Genomic DNA, 17,898 nt, shown 5'->3' on the forward strand with positions numbered 1-17,898 from the left:
TCGCTCATCGCGCCATGAGAACTTCCTCACCGCTGAGCCCCAAATTTGACGCAATGTAGGCAATAAGAGCATCTGTTCCCACCTGTTCAGAGGAGTTCTCGCCAAGGTAATTTCGGACTAGTTCCTCGACACCCTCCAATACTCCGGCTGAAATCGCGGGATGCAGCCATTTCAACCACTCCACCACTGACGCGATTCCATACCGAACACGCGCCTCGGAAACGCCTTCAGCCGAAGCATCTCGCATGATTCTTATCGCCACTGCGAGACGATCCACAGGATAGCTGTAACCAGTCAGGACTCGATCGATCTGCGAAACTGAGGTGATGGTGGCGGCTGAGGCGATAAAATTTTCCCTGCTTCTCACATCAGGCATTGAATGAGTATCTGGGTCGACTACGACCGTCACCATCGTTGCTTCATCCCAGTCATCGACACCCACGGACAACCCGACCCGTGTCCCTGCGCTAGTGACCGGCCATACGAAGAACGGCGGGTCTGACGCCTCACGCAGAGCCAGATACCCCGTGGAAAGAACTACCTCCCCATTGAAAACCGGTCGGGATGCCTTCGGTGCCGTACCACGCCACACGCTTACCCTTATGGGCGCGACCTGCGCACGCGTAGTAAAGCATAATGTGGTGCGCATCGTTTGCTGGCGGGTGGAATAACAACAGGTCGAAGTCGGGGTCACTGCCCGATCCAACCACAAGCTGCCCGTAGTTAAGGAAAACCTCAACTTCGCCGATTTTCATAGAGCTCTCCACAGATCCTGCACGGAGTCAAGAACACGTCGACTCAAGCCGATACGGAACCCATTCAGGGTTCGAATCGCCGTACGGCAAAGAGAATCTCCCATCCCACCGAAAATTCGAGGAGTTGTCGATCGCTCCCCATGGCCATTCGAGAGTGACCTGACGTGAATCGACCTCGACCACTCGAGCACTCGCCGGCTCACAAGAGACGATTACTGCGTCGCCAATCTGAAGACCCATATCTCTCTCGTCACCCATTTTTCTCGCCGTGGACAGAGATAGTGCACGCGAACCCACTCGGCCCAGCTCATACTGAATTTCCAGAAGGGGCATTGGCTTGGCCATTAGAGTCACCAAACCGTCTGGAACGGTGTGGTTCCTGGACCGCCTCGGAACCGCTTCCCACCGAGGGTCAACTCTGGCCTCTTCGGCAGGGCCTAGTGGAACTCATCGCAGATATTTCGGAAGGCCGATCCTGCAGGACGACCCCGCCTCGTTCTCGCCGGCCACTTCGGGGAAGTCATACGACCGATGCCCGGAAGGGATTGGTGGGGATGATCTCTGCCTCGTCGAAGAGCTGCTCCAGCGCCTCGTGCCCGTGGCGCCTACGAAACTCGATTTCGGCGGTTGTCACCGGCAGGGTCCACAGGATTCGGGCGTGCCCCTCAGGCAGCAGGCAGTGTTCAAGGTCGGGGCCGTGGAGATACGGCAGGCTAATCAGCAGGTGATCGCAGGTCGAACCCGGCACCCACGGTTCGCCGATCGGCATGCTGTGCTCCAGGGCGAGTTGATGCCCTCCGCAGTGGTAGTGGGCGACCATCGCCATAAGTTCGATGAACCGCCGGTCGCGGACGTGCGCGGTCATGACGAACTCAAGTCCGTGACCGTTCTCCTCCATCGAGGCCCAGCACCCGGCGGTCACAAAGGCCCAGCTGTCGCTGCGGGGGCCGGGCTCCACAACGAGAACTCTCAGATCGGGTACAACCTCTCGCCGTTCCGGCCCGAGGTCGTAGTCGACAACCTCCACGTCGTGCCCCGTGAAGAACGCCCGGACGTGTGACTCAACGGCCTTCGCGGCCAGCGGCCTAGCATCGCTCACCGTGCGATCATCCCATACTGCGAAAAGTAATTCATCACCTCTTTTCCGTCCCCGCGTGATGTTGCGATCGACTGCCGATTGAGCACGGACGAAACGTGGATGTGGTTCGAGAATTCGTGGGTGAACCTACTGCTCAACCCATCTACGCCGAGACCACATCGACTCTCGATCGCCCCCCTCAAGGAGAACCTGGATACCCATCTCTCGGGGAAGTAGACACCCCTTCGGCCAACTGATCTCCTCACCAGCCACCATGATTCCCGCCTCTTCCAAGTCGTCTGACATCCGAAGATTATGGAAGGTCCGGTTCCGAAGGGTCGTGACTGTAGAGAAACCTGGTTCCACTGTCACGATCACACAGCCGTCCTCCCCGTCGGCCAAGGTCAGACCGATAGACGCGCTCAAAGGAATCGACCGGTATACGTCCAAGACTTCGGACAGTGAGACCTTCGAGTGCCGATATGAGGGATTCCACACCTCGACAGTCACCATGTCGGGCGAGCTCGCTACATTCTGACGGATCAATGTTTGATGCCATCCGCATTGGTAGTAGGCAACCATCGCCACAAGCTTGATCAACTGCTCGTCGCGCCTGGAGGGGCCGACATCCTGTGCAGAAAATCTGACGCAATATTTACTGACGTACGATCTACACTACCCTGCTTAGCCGACAGTAGTTCCTCGACCATCCAATTGCTCAGGTCAAGAGAGTTCGAAAGTGAAATATGCGGAGCGAGCCAGCGCGCCCACTGGGCGATCATGCGCATACAGTGCGCATCACCTTTTCTGTTTTGAACCGACTTCAACAGGACCTGGCTAGAAATGATCATTTTTACCACTGCGGCCAGGCGATTCAGCGGGCGATCGTGTGACGAGAGAATAAGGTCTAGCTCATCGAACTCGTCCAACTGGCCGCTGTCAGCTCCAAGCATGACCGGCAGAGGGTAGCCCTCAGCGAACGTCAAGGAGATCTCAGCACCGCTCGAACCGAAAATCACGTCAATTCGAGAAGCCGATCCAGGATCATCTACCATGATGGTTGCACGACAGGGGCCAGGTTCGCCGATCAAAGTTGAGTATTGAGATAGCTCATCCAGAGATTTAACGACACAACGCCCATCAGAGAGATGAACATTCCCATCGAAAGCGATGTCCCCCAGCATCGGCCCCACACCAGTCCAGATTCTGACAAGAACCAGGCCTGTCTGCGCCCTGGCCGCGACGAGCACATGTTCAGCCGACGCAGCGACGGGTGTCGACCTCGCGAGCTTCAGGTCCGGGTAAAGCTCGGCCGTAGATCCGATGGCCACAACTGGATGGTTCAACAGCATGCCAACCCCGCCGACCTGCATCTCGCTCACCTTAGCCTAGACCCTCAGCCAGTATGTCCGGGAAGAAGTTTCAACAACATTTCCCGAGCAGGAAGGATATCCGGGTATCTGGCATCTCCCGGCCACTTCGGATCGTGATATCCGTGATTTCGCAGAATCTGTAGAGCCTTCTGAACAGCCGTTGACTGTTCAAGGCTGCATGCCGGGCAGTGCGGGTACAGGTCCTGCTCTCCACCAGGAGATGCCAGAGCAGTCGACGGCTGGTGGTCTCCCACGTAGGTCAACGACGGATCCGACTCCCCACAGGTGTGGCACACCGCGATGTCCTGCATCGCTGCGCTTTCCTTATTGGTCACCTTGCTGGGGTCCGAGGAACGCACAGATCTTGTTGCATGGGGCCCCACTTCCAAGGTCGCGGCTTCTTCCTCGGTCAGGCTGACGTCGCAGTTATGAACGAGGACGGGCGTAGTTCCGGCCTCCACGTAGTACGTGTGGAGGGTGCCGATGGTCAGGTCGTACGTCGTGGTGTTCGCGTGGTACAGCCGGACACCGGTGATCTCGGCCGTTCCGGTCGGCGTCTGGAGGACGTCTCCGGGCTTCAGGTTCTTGGCGTCGACGAACGCCGACTGGGTCTCGTCGTAGAAGGGGTGGTGGAAGGTCGTCGTCAGGTGTGCGCCCTGCGCATCCGATGACGTACCTGCAGCCTTGGTGCTCTGATCGGACATCGTCGCCGACGAGACCGCCGCGACCGTCTTGGTCGCCGGCTCCTGGGCGGTGCCGTGGCCGTGGCTCGCCGCCAGCGCACCCAGGACCGCCGCCGAGGCCGCCAGGCCGAACGCCGCCTTGCGGGCGACCTTCTTGGCCAGCGACTTCGCCCCCGTCTTCACGCTCTGCTTCGCAGTGGAGTCGGCCGTCGCCTTGATGGTCAGGTCCACGAAGTCGTGGTCCGTGTGCGTCACGATCACCGCGGTGACCTTGTGCGCCTGCGTTCCCGCCACGCCCGGCACCGAGTTGGCGATCGTGTCGCCCACCCGCACCTGGTCGATCGCCTTCGTCGAACCGTCGGCCAACAGCACCCAGGGTCTTTGAGAAGTGATCTTGTATCCGGGTTCGTCAGGTGAGTCCGAGGGCGGTCAGGGGTCGTTGGCAGTCGCGGGCGGTGCGGCGGAGGGCTGCGGCGATGTTGGTGTGACCGTCTTGGCGGTGGACGCTGATGGCGAGGTTGCGCAGGCTGGCCATGGTGTGGGGCAGGTGTCCGGTGCGGATCTTTGAGTCGTCCTCGCGGTAGGTCCGGTCCCGGACGTGGTGCAGGAGGTTCTCGATACCCCAGTGCCCGCGGATCCATGACGCGAGTTGGGCGCCGGTGGCCTCGCCCGGATGCGGGCTGGTGATCAGGTAGACACGCTCGATGGTCAGCTTGCCTTTCGTCTTCTCCCGTCTCCAGCGCGCGACTTGGAGGGCCTGGCGGGCGCCGGGGTAGTCGATGTGGCCGAACATGGCGGTCTTGAGGCGGCGGATCTCGTCACGGTGGTGGGCGCGGGTGCGGTCGTAGTAGTCGAGCGCGATGTCCCGCCCGGGCAGCCAGCTGACGGTCTCGTGGAGGCCGGGGTGGTTCCTCTTGACGACGGCGAGGTAGTGGGCGCCGCGTTCACGCAGGTAGGCGCCGTGCGCGTGCTGGGTGTGGAGGGCATCGGCGGTGATCAGGGCGTATTCCAGGTTGAGGGGTTCGAGCAGCGGGGCGAAGGCCGTAGGCAGCAGTCCTGGCACCCAGATTACTGGGAGGCCAAGGCCACGGGCCGCCGTAATCGGCGCGGGAAAACTAACCAGCAAGATCCCTCTCGCGAAGCCACTGAAGATCGGCGAGTTGCTTTTCAAACGTCTTGGAGCCCTGGGAAGCTACAGCGACCATGGAGTCAAAAGGCGTGAGATCGAAATCCCTGAAGTATGCCTTTGCAAGGTCCGGTGCTTCCTGGAGCGAAAGCACCGTGTCCCGATCTGCGCGACGCAGGAGGAAATGCCTGCTCTCATCCCTGCGCACCAGCCCTCCCGGCACCGCACGAATCGTGGCGTCGGTGAACACGGCATCCCTGATGTCCAGGGCCCAATCGACGTCACGGTAGAAGTCGGCCATCCCGTCCGAGAAGGCTGCAAACATCTCTGCCCCGAGCGACCGAACAGGACCGGCGAGGATGAACTGGCCAATCTTCCCGCGCAGCGTGACGTTGCGGAATACGCACCCGGAGATGGAGCTTTTACTCAGCTTCGCGCCGTCCACTGTGACGTTCTCCAGCCTTGCACCCGCCATTGTGCACGCACTGAAGGAGCAATTCTGCAAGATCGAGTCCCGCACCACCAGACCGAATGACGGATCGTCATGCTGCGCCAGCAGAGAGCTGGTGAACTTGACGCGCCTCAGATCGAGGTTGCCGAAAACCCGCCCGCTGCCATACTGGCGCACACGCCCAAATGAGGAACCTTCAATGGCCTCGGTCATTCGCCAACCCACCAATATTCCACCCGGTGATCCTCAACCTCGAGGCGATATCGGCAATAGGAGCAGACGATTCCGCTTCCCTCCGGAACAGTTTCGCTCCCGACTTGTGCAGAATCGACCCGCCGCCGACGGCCACAGTGCCACCGAACTGACCGTGCCACGCAGAAACGCCGGAGCCATACCGCGAAACGAAGCGGGGACTCCGGCGCTCGCTGCCGTCAAGGCAGACAGAATCATGTCACCTGCACAGCCCTGCGAAGAATTTTGGCCGATTTCACGACTCGCTGAGATTACCAGCCCATCGCCTCAAATGCCTGGCCATATCCGGCTCTCCCGCCGAAATATTGCCCGCGATACGCAGCAGCATCGCACGCAATTCCGGCTCGTCCGATCGGGGAATCTCCTGTAGATATTCTCCCATTACCTGTTGAACCTTCACAGCAAAGCTCGGATCCACCTCATCGGCTTCCGCCGTGTCAAGCATCTGGACGCAGCTAACCATTGCCACAATGATCGGATCAAGATTCATCTCGGTGCCACCCTTATGTTAATAGTAGACACACCGGCATCATCAAGCCATCGCTGCGCCTGAGCCTTCACCGCGTCACTCGGAACTTCCCATACAGCCTGAAGACCATGATACGCAGCCGTCCCAGCTTGCCGCCTGGCCTCGTCAATCATCGAGTCTGAGGTCCAAGGAAGAACTCCGTTCTTACGATCGATGACCTCGTTGCCCTCTAGGCCATCGAACTTCGCGGTAACGTCTCCGATCCGACCTGGCATTGATAGCCGCGGCACCATCGCCCGTCCGGTGGCCACGTCCGATTGCGCTCCCGACACCCCTGACTCGTATTCGTACGCCCGCTGCTGTGCGGGCCTCGCGCGCGGGCCCAAGCGCATATCGGGTCCCTCGGCGACCTGCTGAACATGATCCTCGGCGTTCAGGCTAGCGTTGCCACAGTTGTGGACGAGGACGGGTGTGTCGCCAGCTTCGACATAGTAGGTGTGGAGGCTGCCGATGGTCAGGTCGTAGGTGGTGGTGTTCGCGTGGTAGAGCCGAACCCCGGTGACCTCGGCAGTACCGGTCGGTGTCTGGAGGACGTCGCCGGCCTTCAGGTCCTTACCCTCGACGAATGCCGACTGGGTTTTGTCGTAGAAGGGGTGGTGGAAGGTCGTCGTCAGGTGCGCGCCCTGCGCGTAGGACGTGGCCTCGGCGGGCTTGGTGTTCTGTCCGGGCGTTGCCGAGGAGACCGCCGCGACCGTCTTGGTCGCCGGGTCCTGCGCGGTGCCGTGGTCGTGGCTCGCCGCCAGCGCTCCCAGTACCGCCGCCGATGCGGTCAGGCCGAACGCCGCCTTGCGGGCGACCTTCTTGGCCAGCGACTTCGCCCCCGTCTTCACGCTCTGCTTCGCAGTGGAGTCGGCCGTCGCCTTGATGGTCAGGTCCACGAAGTCGTGGTCCGTGTGCGTCACGATCACCGCGGTGACCTTGTGCGCCTCCGTGCCCGCAAGCCCCGGCACCGAGTTGGCGATCGTATCGCCCACCTTCAGCTTGCCGATCGCCTTGGTAGTGCCGTCTGCCATCAGCACCTGGGTCGATCCCGTGAAGCTGTGTTTCTGAGGAATCCGGCAACTACCCGACCGGGACTGCGACTTCGATCCGGCCCCCTCCGACTCCACCTGAGCCGCCGCCTCGTCCGTGGCATCCGCCGCCCCCGACTCCCCCGCCTCCGCCGCCTTCCCGAACAGCCCGCCCACGACCTCCATGGCCTTGGGCGCCGCCTTGGCCAGCAGCTTGCCGCCCAGGGACCCCAGCGCACCGCCCAGCGCACCAGTCACCGCGCCCTCGACCGCCGAGCCCGCGAACGCGCCCACACTGCAGTCGCTGCCGCCGTTGTCCGCGCACTTGAAGCCCTGTTCGACCAGGGAGCCGGCCGCGCCCGCCAAGGCCGCGCAGCCGATCGTGCCCACGCCCCACGTCGCCGCCTCGCAGCCCGCGAAGACCGCCGTCGAGACCACGATCGACGTGATCGCCGCCGCGTGGTTCTTCACGAACTTCGCGGTCGTCTTCACCGCCTTGACCGTCGCGTGATACGCGGTACGCGTCGCATGCGCGACCGCCTTCGCCGCCTTCTTCACCGCGTGGGCGACCTTGTGCGCCGCCTTCTTCACCGCGTGGACCACGCGGTGCGCCACCTTCGACACCTTGTGATACGCCGTATGGACCGCGTGAACGGCCGCATGGTAGACGCGTTTCACATGCCGGGCCGTGTAGTGGTAGACCCGCCGCGTCACCCGCTGCGTCGCCCGGTACACGTCCCGCACCTGGTGCACCACCTTGTGCGCCGCGTGCTTGACCGCGTGCACGACCTTGCGGGCCACGTGCTTGGCCGCGTGGTACACGGCCTTCGCCGCATGCTTGACCTTCTTGGCCACATGCTTTACGGCCTGCACATCGCACGAGAGGCTCCACATGGAGCAGTGACCTGACTGGTCGGTGCCCACCATGGGGTTGTCGTCGACGTACGCGAACGGGTTCGCCGCCACCGAGTCCGGCGTCGGGCTCAGCGACACACTGTCCTTGTTCAGGAACTCGCCCGTCGCCGGGCTGTACCAGCGCGAGGCCGTACCCACGTCACCGGTGCCCGGCTCCGTCCAGCCCGACTGGAAGCCCAGATGACCGATCAGCGACGCGACCGCCGTCACCTTGCCCAGTGGGTCGTACGTCGCCGAGCCCGACAGTGAGGTGGCACCGGACGTGAAGGTGCCCACCACGTCGTCGTGCAGGTCCGTCAGGGCCAGGGCGCCCGATGAGGCGCCCGTCTGCTTCACGCCGACCAGGCCGCCCGACGGGTCGTAGGTGTACGACGCGTCGCCGTCCGTCGCGATCGTGTTGTCCGCGCCCGAGTAGGTGAAGGTGCGGGTCGTGGACGCACCCGTGTCCGTGTCGGTGATGTTCCGGCCCAGCGCGTCCAGCGTGTACGACTGCGCGCCGGCCACGATCTGGCCGCCGAACGCGTCCGTCTTGAACGCGGCCGTGCCGTTCGCCGTCGACGACTCCTGCGTCATCGTGCCGCGTGCCGAGTAGGAGTAGGAGTTCGTGCCGTCCGAGGTCAGCTGGTCCCGGGCGTCGTACGTGTACACGTTCGATCCGACCCGCACCCGGTTGCCCGAGGCGTCGTACTGGTACGCCGTCGTGGTCGTGCCGTTGTTCCACGAGGTCAGGCGGTCCGACCAGTCGTAGGTGTACGTGTTCGCCGACGCGCCGGTCACGCCCGCCGTCGTCTTCGACGTCAGGTTGCCGTTGTTGTCGTAGCCGTAGCTGAAGCTCGACAGGGTCGAGGCGCCCTGCACCAGGACGTCGCTGGAGAGTTCGTGGGCGCTGTTGTAGTTGAACGTGCGGGTCTGGCCGGTGCTGCCGTACTTGACGGTCTTGACGTTGTTCAACTGGTCGTAGGTGTACGTCAGATGGGTGCCGCTCGCCGCGTCGTCCAGGGAGGACAGCCGGCCCGCCGTGTCGTAGCCGTACGACTGCGTGCCCGCGGCGTCGGTCCGCGAAAGCATCGAGCCGTCGTTGTTGTACGTGAAGCTCGACGAGCCCGCCGAGCCCGAGGCGGACAGGACGTCGCCGCGGTCGTCGTAGGTGAACGAGTCGCTCGTCGACGCCTGGTGGTCGGTCGCGCCTGCCGTCCCCGCCTCGTCCGTGGCCGCCGAGGTGACCCGGCCGTCCGCGTCGTAGGAGAAGGTGTGCTTCGCCGAGGCCGCCTCCGCGCCCGAGCCCGACATCGTCTTCAGCTGGTCGTTGGCGTCGTACGTCATCGACGTCGTGACACCGCCGGGCGCGGTGGCCGAGGTGGTGTTGCCGTCCGCGTCGTAGGCGAGGGTCGTCGTCGAGTCGGCGGCCGAGGTGTACTGGGACGTCGTCGGCTCGATCACCTTCTCCTGCTGGCCCCACGGGGTGTAGCCGTAGCGCCAGGAGTTGCCTCGGCCGTCCGTGAAGCGCGTGCGGTTGCCCGCCTGGTCGTAGCCGAAGGACGTGGTGATCGACGTCGTCGCGTCGACCGGCTCCACCTGCTGGGTGATCGTGCCCGCCGCGTCGTACGTCCAGTGCGTGGTGTGCTGGTTGGCGTCCGTCGCCGCGACCAGGTTGCCGTTGCCGTCGTACTGCTGCGAAGTGCCGTACAGATAGGTGCCGTTGGAGTTGTAGCTGCGGGTCGCCGTCGGGTCGTCGTCGACGTTGTAGTCGGTGACCGTGTAACTGCCGTCAGCCAGCGTCGTCTTGGTGTTGTTGTCTTCGAAGTCGTAGGCGTAGGAGGTGGAGTTGCCCGCTCCGTCGGTCACCGAGGTGACGTCACCCGCCCGGTTGTAGGCGTACGACGTCGTCACGCCGCCCGGGCTCTGCACCGACGCCGTGTGCGCGCCGTAGGGGTTGCCGGTGGTGACGCCGTAGGAGTAGTTCGTCGTCAGTGTGCGCGTGGAGGGGTAGCGCTCCAGGGTGGTGGAGGTGACCTGGCGGCCCAGGTAGTCGAAGGTCGCCTGGGTCTGCGCGCCTGTGCCGTCCGTCGCCGTGCGCTGCTCGCCGTTGGCGTCGTAGGTGGCGTGGGTCTTGGTGCCGTCGGGCTCGGTGATCTGGGCGAGGTCGCCCATCTGGTCGTAGAGGTAGGAGGTGGTCTTGCCGCCGGGTGTCGTCTCGCCGGTCTGGTTGCCCTCTCTGTCGTACGTCCAGACGGTTGTGCCCGCGTTGGGAGTCGAAGCCCCGGCGGGGGTGTACGACGGGAGGGTCTCGCTGACCTTGTTGCCGTCGGCGTCGTACGCGGTGGTGGTGACCAGGCCGTTGGGGTCCTTCTCGGCGACGGCCTCGCCGAAGGTGTTGAAGCCGCTGTAGGTGACCGGACGGACCGTCACGGCGTTCGCGGCGATGCCGTCGGCCTCCGCCTGGACCGCCGGTGCGGTGGTGGCGGCGAGGTTGCCGGCCTCGTCGTAGTCGTAGTTGGTGGTGTGCTGCTCGGGGTCCGTCTCGGACGTGGGCAGGCCGCGCTTGTCGTAGGTGTACTTGGTGGTCTGCTGGTCCGAGGAGCCGACCGTGCCACCACTGCGGCCCTTGCCGTAGAGGGAGGAGATCTCGCTCGCCGACAGCGCCCGCTGGTAGGTCTGGACGTTGCTGACCGCACCGTTGACGGCGTTGCTGACGGTGCCGCCGGCGGTCTTCGCGCCGCCGATGGACAGCGGGCCGGTGCCGCTCCACGGGGCCGGGTCGCTGGCGGAGCCCGCGAGGGCGCCGTTGACGTACAGGCTCATGGTGCCGCTCGACGCGTCGAAGGCGCCGACCAGGTGGGTCCAGGTGTTCAGCGCGGGGGTGCTGGAGGCGTAGGCGTTGTAGTACGCCGACGGGGCGGCGGAGGTGTCCTCGCTCGGTGAGATGAGGCGGAAGACGCCCTGGCTGGAGGAGTACTGGAGGTAGAAGGACGAGCGGTTGGTGCCGCCCTGGGAGACGAAGGTGCGGAAGGTCGAGGTGTCCGACAGCTTCACCCATGCGGAGACCGTGTAGGAGGCGCTGGTGTCCAGGACCGGGCTGTTGGTGGCGATGATGTCGCCGTTGCCGCTGGTGTCGCCGCTGAACTGGGCGGCGTCGTCCGACCAGGTCACGCCCGGTCCGGCGGTGGCGGTGTTGCCGGTGCCGGACGCGTCGGTGACGCTGCGGCCGCTCGTCTGGTTCAGCTTCCACCAGCCGGCCGGGTGGCCGGAGGCGTCGCCGTACAGGGTCTCGCTGAGGACGTTGCCCATGTCGTCGTACGTGTCGGTCGTGGTGCGGTCGTAACCGGTCGCGTCGTGGTCGTTCTCCGACGCGACCTGGTCGTCCGGCGTGTACGACATGGTCGACACCCGGTCGACTCCGGTCGGGTCGACGGTGGTGGAGGTCGTGCGGTCGGAGGCGTCGACCGTGTACTGGGTGACGTTCTCGCCGTTGTCGGTCGTCTGGGCGAGCAGGTTGCCGGCCGCGTCGTAGGTGTCCGACTCCAGGGTGTAGGTGCTCGACCCGTCGGAGCTGGTCTTCTTCACCGTCGCCGTGAGGCCGTCATCGGTGTAGGTGTACGACGTCTTGGCGCCCAGCGCGTCGGTGATCGAGGCCAGCCGCCCGGCCGGGTCGTAGGCGCGGGAGGACTCGACGAGCGAGGCGGCGGTCTGCGGGCTGACCGGGTCGCCGGTGTACATCAGGGCCTGGGTGAGCAGGTTGCCGTTGTCGTCGTAGGTGTAGTCGGTCTCGTTGCCGGCGCTCGTCACCTCCTTGGTCTTGTTGCCGGAGGTGTCGTAGGTGTAGGTCGTCGTGTTGCCGTAGGACGTGCCCGCGGCGACGTTGGCGTCGGACTCGGTCAGCAGCCGGTCGTAGGCGTCGTAGGTCTGTGTCTCGGTGCGCGAGGCGTCGCCGCCCTTGGCGTCGGAGACGGTCTGGGAGAGGACGTCGCCGTCGTCGTCGTAGACCGTGCCGGAGACGGCCGCGTGCGTGGCGCCCTGGACGCGGTCGGTGATCTGCGGGTCGCTCTCGGAGGTCACCTGGCCGTTCTTGTCGTACGTGTAGGTGGTCGTGAGCCCGTTCGGGTAGGTGTCGGAGACGACCTTCTGGGTCAGGACCTGGCCCACGCCGTCGTAGGTGTACGAGGTGGCCAGGCCGATGGCGTCCGTGGTGGAGGCGACGTCACCGTTCGCGAGGTACGACACCGAGTTGACCGCGCCGCCGGGGCTGACGGTCTTCACCGGCAGGCCCTTGGGGACCACCCCGCCGTCGGCGGACGGGTAGGTGCTGGTGCCGTCGCTGTAGACGGTGGTCGTCGCACGGCCGCTCGGGAAACCGGGCACGGCCGGGCCGGTGACGACGGTCTGGTTGCCCGCCGAGTCGTAGGTGTACGACGTCAGATAGGTGGTGTCGGTCGCGGACGCCGAGCGGCCGTCGCGCTCGGTCAGCAGCTGGTCGTTGCGCGGGTCGGCGGTGGTCAGCTGGGCGGTCGTGTCGTCCGGGTAGTACGTGTAGTACTCGGTGTTGCACTTGTTCGCGACCTGGTCCTGGCAGTTCGTGGACGAGACGATGTTGCCGCGGACGTCGTGGCCGGTGGTGGTGACCGCGCCGTTGGGGTCGGTGACGGTGTGCTCGAAACCGGCCGTGTCGTAACCGAAGCTGGTCTTGTTGCCGAGGCCGTCGGTCTCGGTCAGGGCGCGGTTGCCGTTGGTGACGTCGTACGTGTAGGTCAAGGTGGACGGCGTGGGCGAGGTCACCTTGACCGTCTCGACCGGGAGCAGGCCGGTGGAGTTCCTGGCGGCCTCGACGTGTGCGGCGACGTCGGCGGCGGTGAGCGCCGAGTGGTAGAAGGCGGCGTCCGCGATGGAACCGGTGAAGTGGCTGACGTCCGCCGGGGAGTCGAGCCAGCTCTTGGCGAAACCGGCGCCGAGGTAGACGTGGTTGTAGGTCTGGTCGGCCGGGGTGCCCGAGTAGCTGGACTGCTTGACGCCGTCCAGGTACAGGGTCTGGGTGGCGCCGGAGGCCGTGAGGGCCACGTGGTGCCAGGTGTTGTCGGTGACCGTGCCGGTCGAGCCGAACGCGGTCGAGCCGGAGCCGCTGCCCGAGTAGTAGTGGCCGTGCAGCTTGTTGTCGGTGCCGACGTACAGCAGGGGCGCCCACGTACCGGAGGTGGCGGTCGCGCCGGATATCGCAGCCGACTGGGCGCCGACGATGACGCCCTGGCCCGCGGTCTTGAACCAGAGTTCGAGACTGCGGTCACTGGTGCCGAACTGCACGGAGGTCGGCAGTTCGGTGTACGAGGTGCTGCCGTTGTAGGTCGTGGCCTTGGCGTCGCTGAAGGGCCCCGTCGCGCCCAGGGTCACGGCGCTGTAGGTGCCGTTGCCGCCGTGCACCTCGTTGACGGCGGTGGTCGCCCCGGCCGCTTCACCGAGTCGGTAGTAACCGGCGGGTCCCGCGCCGAGCACCGCGCCCCGGTAGGTCTGGCTGGAGCCGGTGACCGTGGGCGCGGCGAGCTTCCAGACGCCGCCGTTCTCGTCGGTGAGCTGGGTCAGCGTCGTGGTCGCCGGGTCGTACGTCATCGCCGCGAAGGTCTTGCCCGAGGGCCGCTTGACCGAGGTGAGCAGGTTCGCGGAGTGGGTGCCGTACTGGTAGAGGGAGTTGACGTCGGCGGCGACCAACGGCCGTCCGTACCAGGCGACGTCGGCGATCGAGCCGGTGAAGTACGTCGCGTACCCGGTGGCGTCGCTGGAGCTGCTGTGCGGCTCGTCCGGCCAGCTGCCGCCGAGGAACCCGGTGCCGAGGTAGTTGAAGACCTGGTTCTTGCCGAAGGCCACCGCGCTCTTGATGGAGACGGTGCCGGAGCGGGAACCGACCTTCGTGTTGTCCAGGAACAGCGACTGCGAGTTGCCCGCCGCGCTCAGCACCACGTGGTGCCACTTGCCGTCGGCCACGGACGCCGAGGACACGATCGGGTTGATGCCGCCGCTGTACCAGAACTCGGCGTTCAGCTTGCCGTCGGTGCCGACGTAGATCGACGGCGTGTAGAAGCCTGCCGCCTGTCCGGAGCCGATCGGCTGGGAGGCGTAGGAGTAGAGCACACCCGGTCCGGCCGAGGTCTTGAACCACAGGGACAGGGCGCCCGAGTCGGTGTCGTTGCCGGTGTTCTTGGGCAGCGCGACGTCGGAGGTGGTGCCGTTGAAGGAGGCGGCGGTGGAGGAGGAACCGGTGAGCGGGCCGGCCGCGCCGAGCGTCACGTTCTCGTACGTGGCGTTCTTGGTGCCCTCGTTGGAGAGGACCGCGTCCTTGGCGGTGGTGCCGGAGCTCTCGGTGAGCGGCCAGGCGGCGCCCGGGTCGAGGTCGAGGGAGGCGTTCTGGTACTGCGAGCCGGTCGTGTAGCCGTACGTCGTGCACTTCGTCGTCGACAGCGGGGCGCACACGGTCGTCAACTGGTCGCCGGAGTAACCGTAGGTCCAGGTCAGTGCGGACGAGGAGTTCGTGGAGTCGACCAGATCGGTGGTGACGGTGGCGACGTGCGCGGCCAGGGCGCCGGTCGGCGGGGACCATGCGAAGTTCAGGGAGCGACCGGAGACGCCGGACTTCATCTTGGTGACGTGTCCGCCGGCCCAGGTCAGTGTGATGGCACGCCCGTTGGCGTCCGTGACGGTGGTGAGGCCGTACCCGCCCGAACCCAGTGAGGTGGTGAAGGCGTAGACCGTGTCGTCCTTGTCGGTCAGGCGGTAGCCGCCGGTGACCGTGGTGAACGTGGCCCAGCGGCCGGTCCCCGGTGCGAAGGTGCCGTCGCTGTTCTTGCCGTAGCCGACCTGGGAGCCGTCCGGGTAGGTGACGTTGACGCCGGTGACGGTCCCGGCTGCGTTGTACTGCTCGGTGGCGCGGGCGTCGAGGATGGACGACCAGCCGGCTCCGAAGGCGCCGGTCCAGCGCGGGTCACGGGAGTTGTAGTCGCGCTCGACGTCCAGGGACGGGCCGACGGTCGAGATCGAGGCGTCGGTGTCGGAGGTCGTGTAGTTGCCGATGGAGGCGTCGAACCCGTGGTCGCTGCTGTTCTGCGAGAGGCCCGAGGTGATGACGGGCTGGGGTACCTGGACGGACAGCTCGTAGGGATCGGCGGGCGAGTAGAGCCCGGTCGTGGAGTCGTACGCCTGCACCTGCCAGGTGTAGTTCTTGCCCCAGGCCAGCTTCCCGGAGGGCACGGTCCAGTCGCCGGTGGAGACGAGGCCCGAGTCGGCCACCAGGGCGTTGTTCGCGTCGTAGACCTTGAACTGGTACTGGCCGGCGCTGCCGCTGGAGTTGGCCCCGCCCGCCCAGGCGGTGAGTTCCGGGGTGGTGGTGCCGACGACCGCGTTGTCCGCGGGGAACTGCTCGTAGAGCTGCGGGGCGGTGTTCCCGGTGTAGTTGACGACGATGTACGGGCCGAGCGAGGGGTCGTTGAACGATCCGAACTGCTTCCAGTGCAGGGCGTCGGTGGTCGACGCGTACACCGCGAGGCCGTGGTCGGCCGTGGAGCCGCTGAACCAGCCCTGGATCGCGGAGGTCGACAGGGAGACGCTGACCCAGTCGCCGACCGTGCGGTCCGCGGCCGTGTTCGCGCAGGCCGTCGACACGGTCGGGGTCGCGTTGCCTATGGAGGAGCCGTAGGTCGGGCCGGGGTAACTGGTGACGCCCTCGGGCGTCCACGCCTGGGTGACCAGAGCGACGTCGAACCGTTCGGCGGTGCAGGTCGAGGCCCAGGTGTCGAACAGGTGCAGCGTGGCCGACGTGACGGTCGCGCCGCTCGCGTCCCAGGCGGTGTCCCAGTGGTTGACGTAACCGGCGGCGGAGTGCGTGCCCGAGTCGTACGAGCCGACCTTGATCGTCTGCTCGTAGGAGTGGTCGCCGGCCGCGCCCGACTCCGCGTAGGTGGTCGTCCAGCCGTCGGTGACGGTCGGGTCGACGGTGACGGGGAAGACGCGGTGCGTGTCCTTCAGCCAGGCCTCGTCGAGGGTGATCTTCAGCGCGTAGCCGCCGCTGCTCCGCACGAGGGTCGTGGTCACGTCGTGCGTGGTGGTGGGGTCACCGGAGCGCGGATCGACCTTCGAGTCGTAGGCGTACGACGAAGGGATGCGCTCTACGGTCTTCCCGGCGCCGTCGCGCAGGACGATCGAGCCGTCCTTGTGCTGGACCGGGGTGAGTCCCTTGAGGTGGAGCGGGAAGGTCCAGGAGTTGCCGGCGTCCGCGGAGTGCAGGACGACCGCTTCCTTCACACCGGTGGCGGTGGGGGCGACCTGGAGATCGGTGTCGGCGAGGACACCGGCGTAGGTGACGCGCGAGCCGTCGGCGGTGCCGTTGACGGACTGTGCGCCCTTCAGCGCGTAGGCGACGGAGTGCTGTGCGTCGGGAGCCAGGGAGACGAGGTCGGAGTCATCGGCCTGCGCGGCGAGGTCGACGCCGACGGAGTTGGCCTTCTCGTACCAGCGCCCGTCCGGCCCGGCCCGGACGTCCACGTCGATGGGCGCCCATCTGCCCTTGCCGACCTGGTAGTTGACGGTCGTGGGGTAGATCCGTCTGGTGGTCGTTCCGTCGGCGTTGTCGTACACGGTGTCGGTGCGTGAGGACTTGCCGGCGTCCCGCTTGCTGGTCTTCGCGTTGAAGCCGCTGCCGCCGACGGCGCTCTTGCCCCGCTTCACGGACGCCTGGTGCGCGTGGTACGCGGAGAGCTCGCCCTTGCCCTTGCCCGGCTGACGGCCCGCGCCCCGGTGGGCCTCGGTGACCGAGGCCGGCACATGGTGCCGCTTGCCCGCCGCCGTGCCCGACTCCTGCGCCGGCAGCCGGCCCCAGTGCGGGTCCTTCAGCCAGGCCGTGAGCGAGGACAGACGCGGCAACGAGAGGTCCACCGCGTGCAGTTCGGCCCCGGCGGCCATCGCCGACTGTGTCGTCCACATGCAGGCGAACACGGTCAGCAGGAGTAGCGCGACACCGCGACGGGCGCGCCGTGTACGGCGGGTGGAGCGGACACGGCTGATGGGCCGAACGCGCACGGCTGGGACTCCCGGACTCGGATGGGCACAAAGGGGCAGGGCCCGATACCAGTTGACTCACTGACAGAGAGGCCGGAGGAAACGGAGAGATCTTGCCCGTTGTAAACAAAGAGTGAATAGAGCAAATGAGCGAACTTGGGTGGTGTTTGACCGTTCCTTGCAGAACCTGTCCACTTTGCTCCGGGCGCCCCTTTGCTCCTTTTGCGAACCTTTGCGGTTCCATTGACGAGAACGCATCAGGCATGGCCATGACGTGAGTCGGCCGAGCCTGTGAGGTGATCACCTGGTGGCGGGTCAGGATGCGGCGGCTGAGGTCCGTCTGATGGATGACGTGGCGATCGGGCCGCCGGCGACGACCTTCCCCGACGGGATGGTCCGGGTGGCGATCGCGGGTCCGGCGCGTGCGCGGTCAGCAGGCCGTGGCGAACCCGTGCCGGCATGGTCGCCCATCAGGCCCGGGTACGCCCTGCGCCTGGACGCCCGCAGCAGACTCGACACCGCCTTCATTACCCGCACCTACCTGGGCGGCATCGCAGGATCCTCGTTCGGGGTACGGGCGTACGGCGAGGCCGGGTGGTGGGGCGTGCGCGCACTCGTGGCGCTGCTCAGCCTGGAGGCCCGGAGCGACGTGAGGCCGGTCACGGACCGCTGCCGGGAATCAGCCGATCCAGCCTC

8 protein-coding genes are annotated in these 17,898 nt (G+C 65.7%); all 8 read right to left on the bottom strand.

Features of this window, described 5'->3' with window-relative positions:
• Window positions 1-4: 4 nt before the first annotated feature.
• The 8 genes from ABZT93_RS28665 to ABZT93_RS28700 all read right to left on the bottom strand — a co-directional run bounded on the left by ABZT93_RS28665 (window position 5) and on the right by ABZT93_RS28700 (window position 17,223).
• Window positions 5-442, bottom strand: a complete 438-nt coding sequence (locus ABZT93_RS28665; RefSeq protein ID WP_356110072.1) for a hypothetical protein — start codon at window positions 440-442, stop codon at window positions 5-7.
• 833 nt (window positions 443-1,275) lie between these two features.
• Entirely contained in the window at window positions 1,276-1,854 is a 579-nt protein-coding gene (locus ABZT93_RS28670; protein ID WP_356110074.1) for a suppressor of fused domain protein, read from the bottom strand.
• 575 nt (window positions 1,855-2,429) lie between these two features.
• Window positions 2,430-3,215 carry a hypothetical protein gene (locus ABZT93_RS28675; protein WP_356110077.1) on the bottom strand — a complete coding sequence of 262 codons (786 nt, stop codon included), beginning with the start codon at window positions 3,213-3,215 and terminating at the stop codon, window positions 2,430-2,432.
• A gap of 14 nt (window positions 3,216-3,229) precedes the next feature.
• Entirely contained in the window at window positions 3,230-4,261 is a 1,032-nt protein-coding gene (locus tag ABZT93_RS28680; RefSeq protein ID WP_356110079.1) for a polymorphic toxin-type HINT domain-containing protein, read from the bottom strand.
• Between the two features lie 37 nt (window positions 4,262-4,298).
• On the bottom strand, window positions 4,299-4,952 hold the full coding sequence (locus ABZT93_RS28685; protein ID WP_356110081.1) for an ISAs1 family transposase: 654 nt from the start codon (window positions 4,950-4,952) through the stop codon (window positions 4,299-4,301).
• A 52-nt stretch (window positions 4,953-5,004) separates the two neighbouring features.
• The gene (locus ABZT93_RS28690) at window positions 5,005-5,679 is read right to left on the bottom strand and encodes a pentapeptide repeat-containing protein (protein WP_356110084.1); all 675 of its coding nucleotides are present in this window, start codon (window positions 5,677-5,679) and stop codon (window positions 5,005-5,007) included.
• Between the two features lie 274 nt (window positions 5,680-5,953).
• Entirely contained in the window at window positions 5,954-6,208 is a 255-nt protein-coding gene (locus tag ABZT93_RS28695; RefSeq protein WP_356110086.1) for a hypothetical protein, read from the bottom strand.
• Window positions 6,205-17,223: a LamG-like jellyroll fold domain-containing protein gene (locus tag ABZT93_RS28700; protein WP_356110089.1), complete on the bottom strand. Its 11,019-nt coding sequence runs from the start codon at window positions 17,221-17,223 to the stop codon at window positions 6,205-6,207. Before ABZT93_RS28700 ends, ABZT93_RS28695 begins: the two co-directional genes overlap by 4 nt.
• Window positions 17,224-17,898 lie beyond the last annotated feature (675 nt).

The organism is Streptomyces sp. NPDC005303 (assembly GCF_040607335.1).
Taxonomy (GTDB): Bacteria; Actinomycetota; Actinomycetes; order Streptomycetales; family Streptomycetaceae; genus Streptomyces.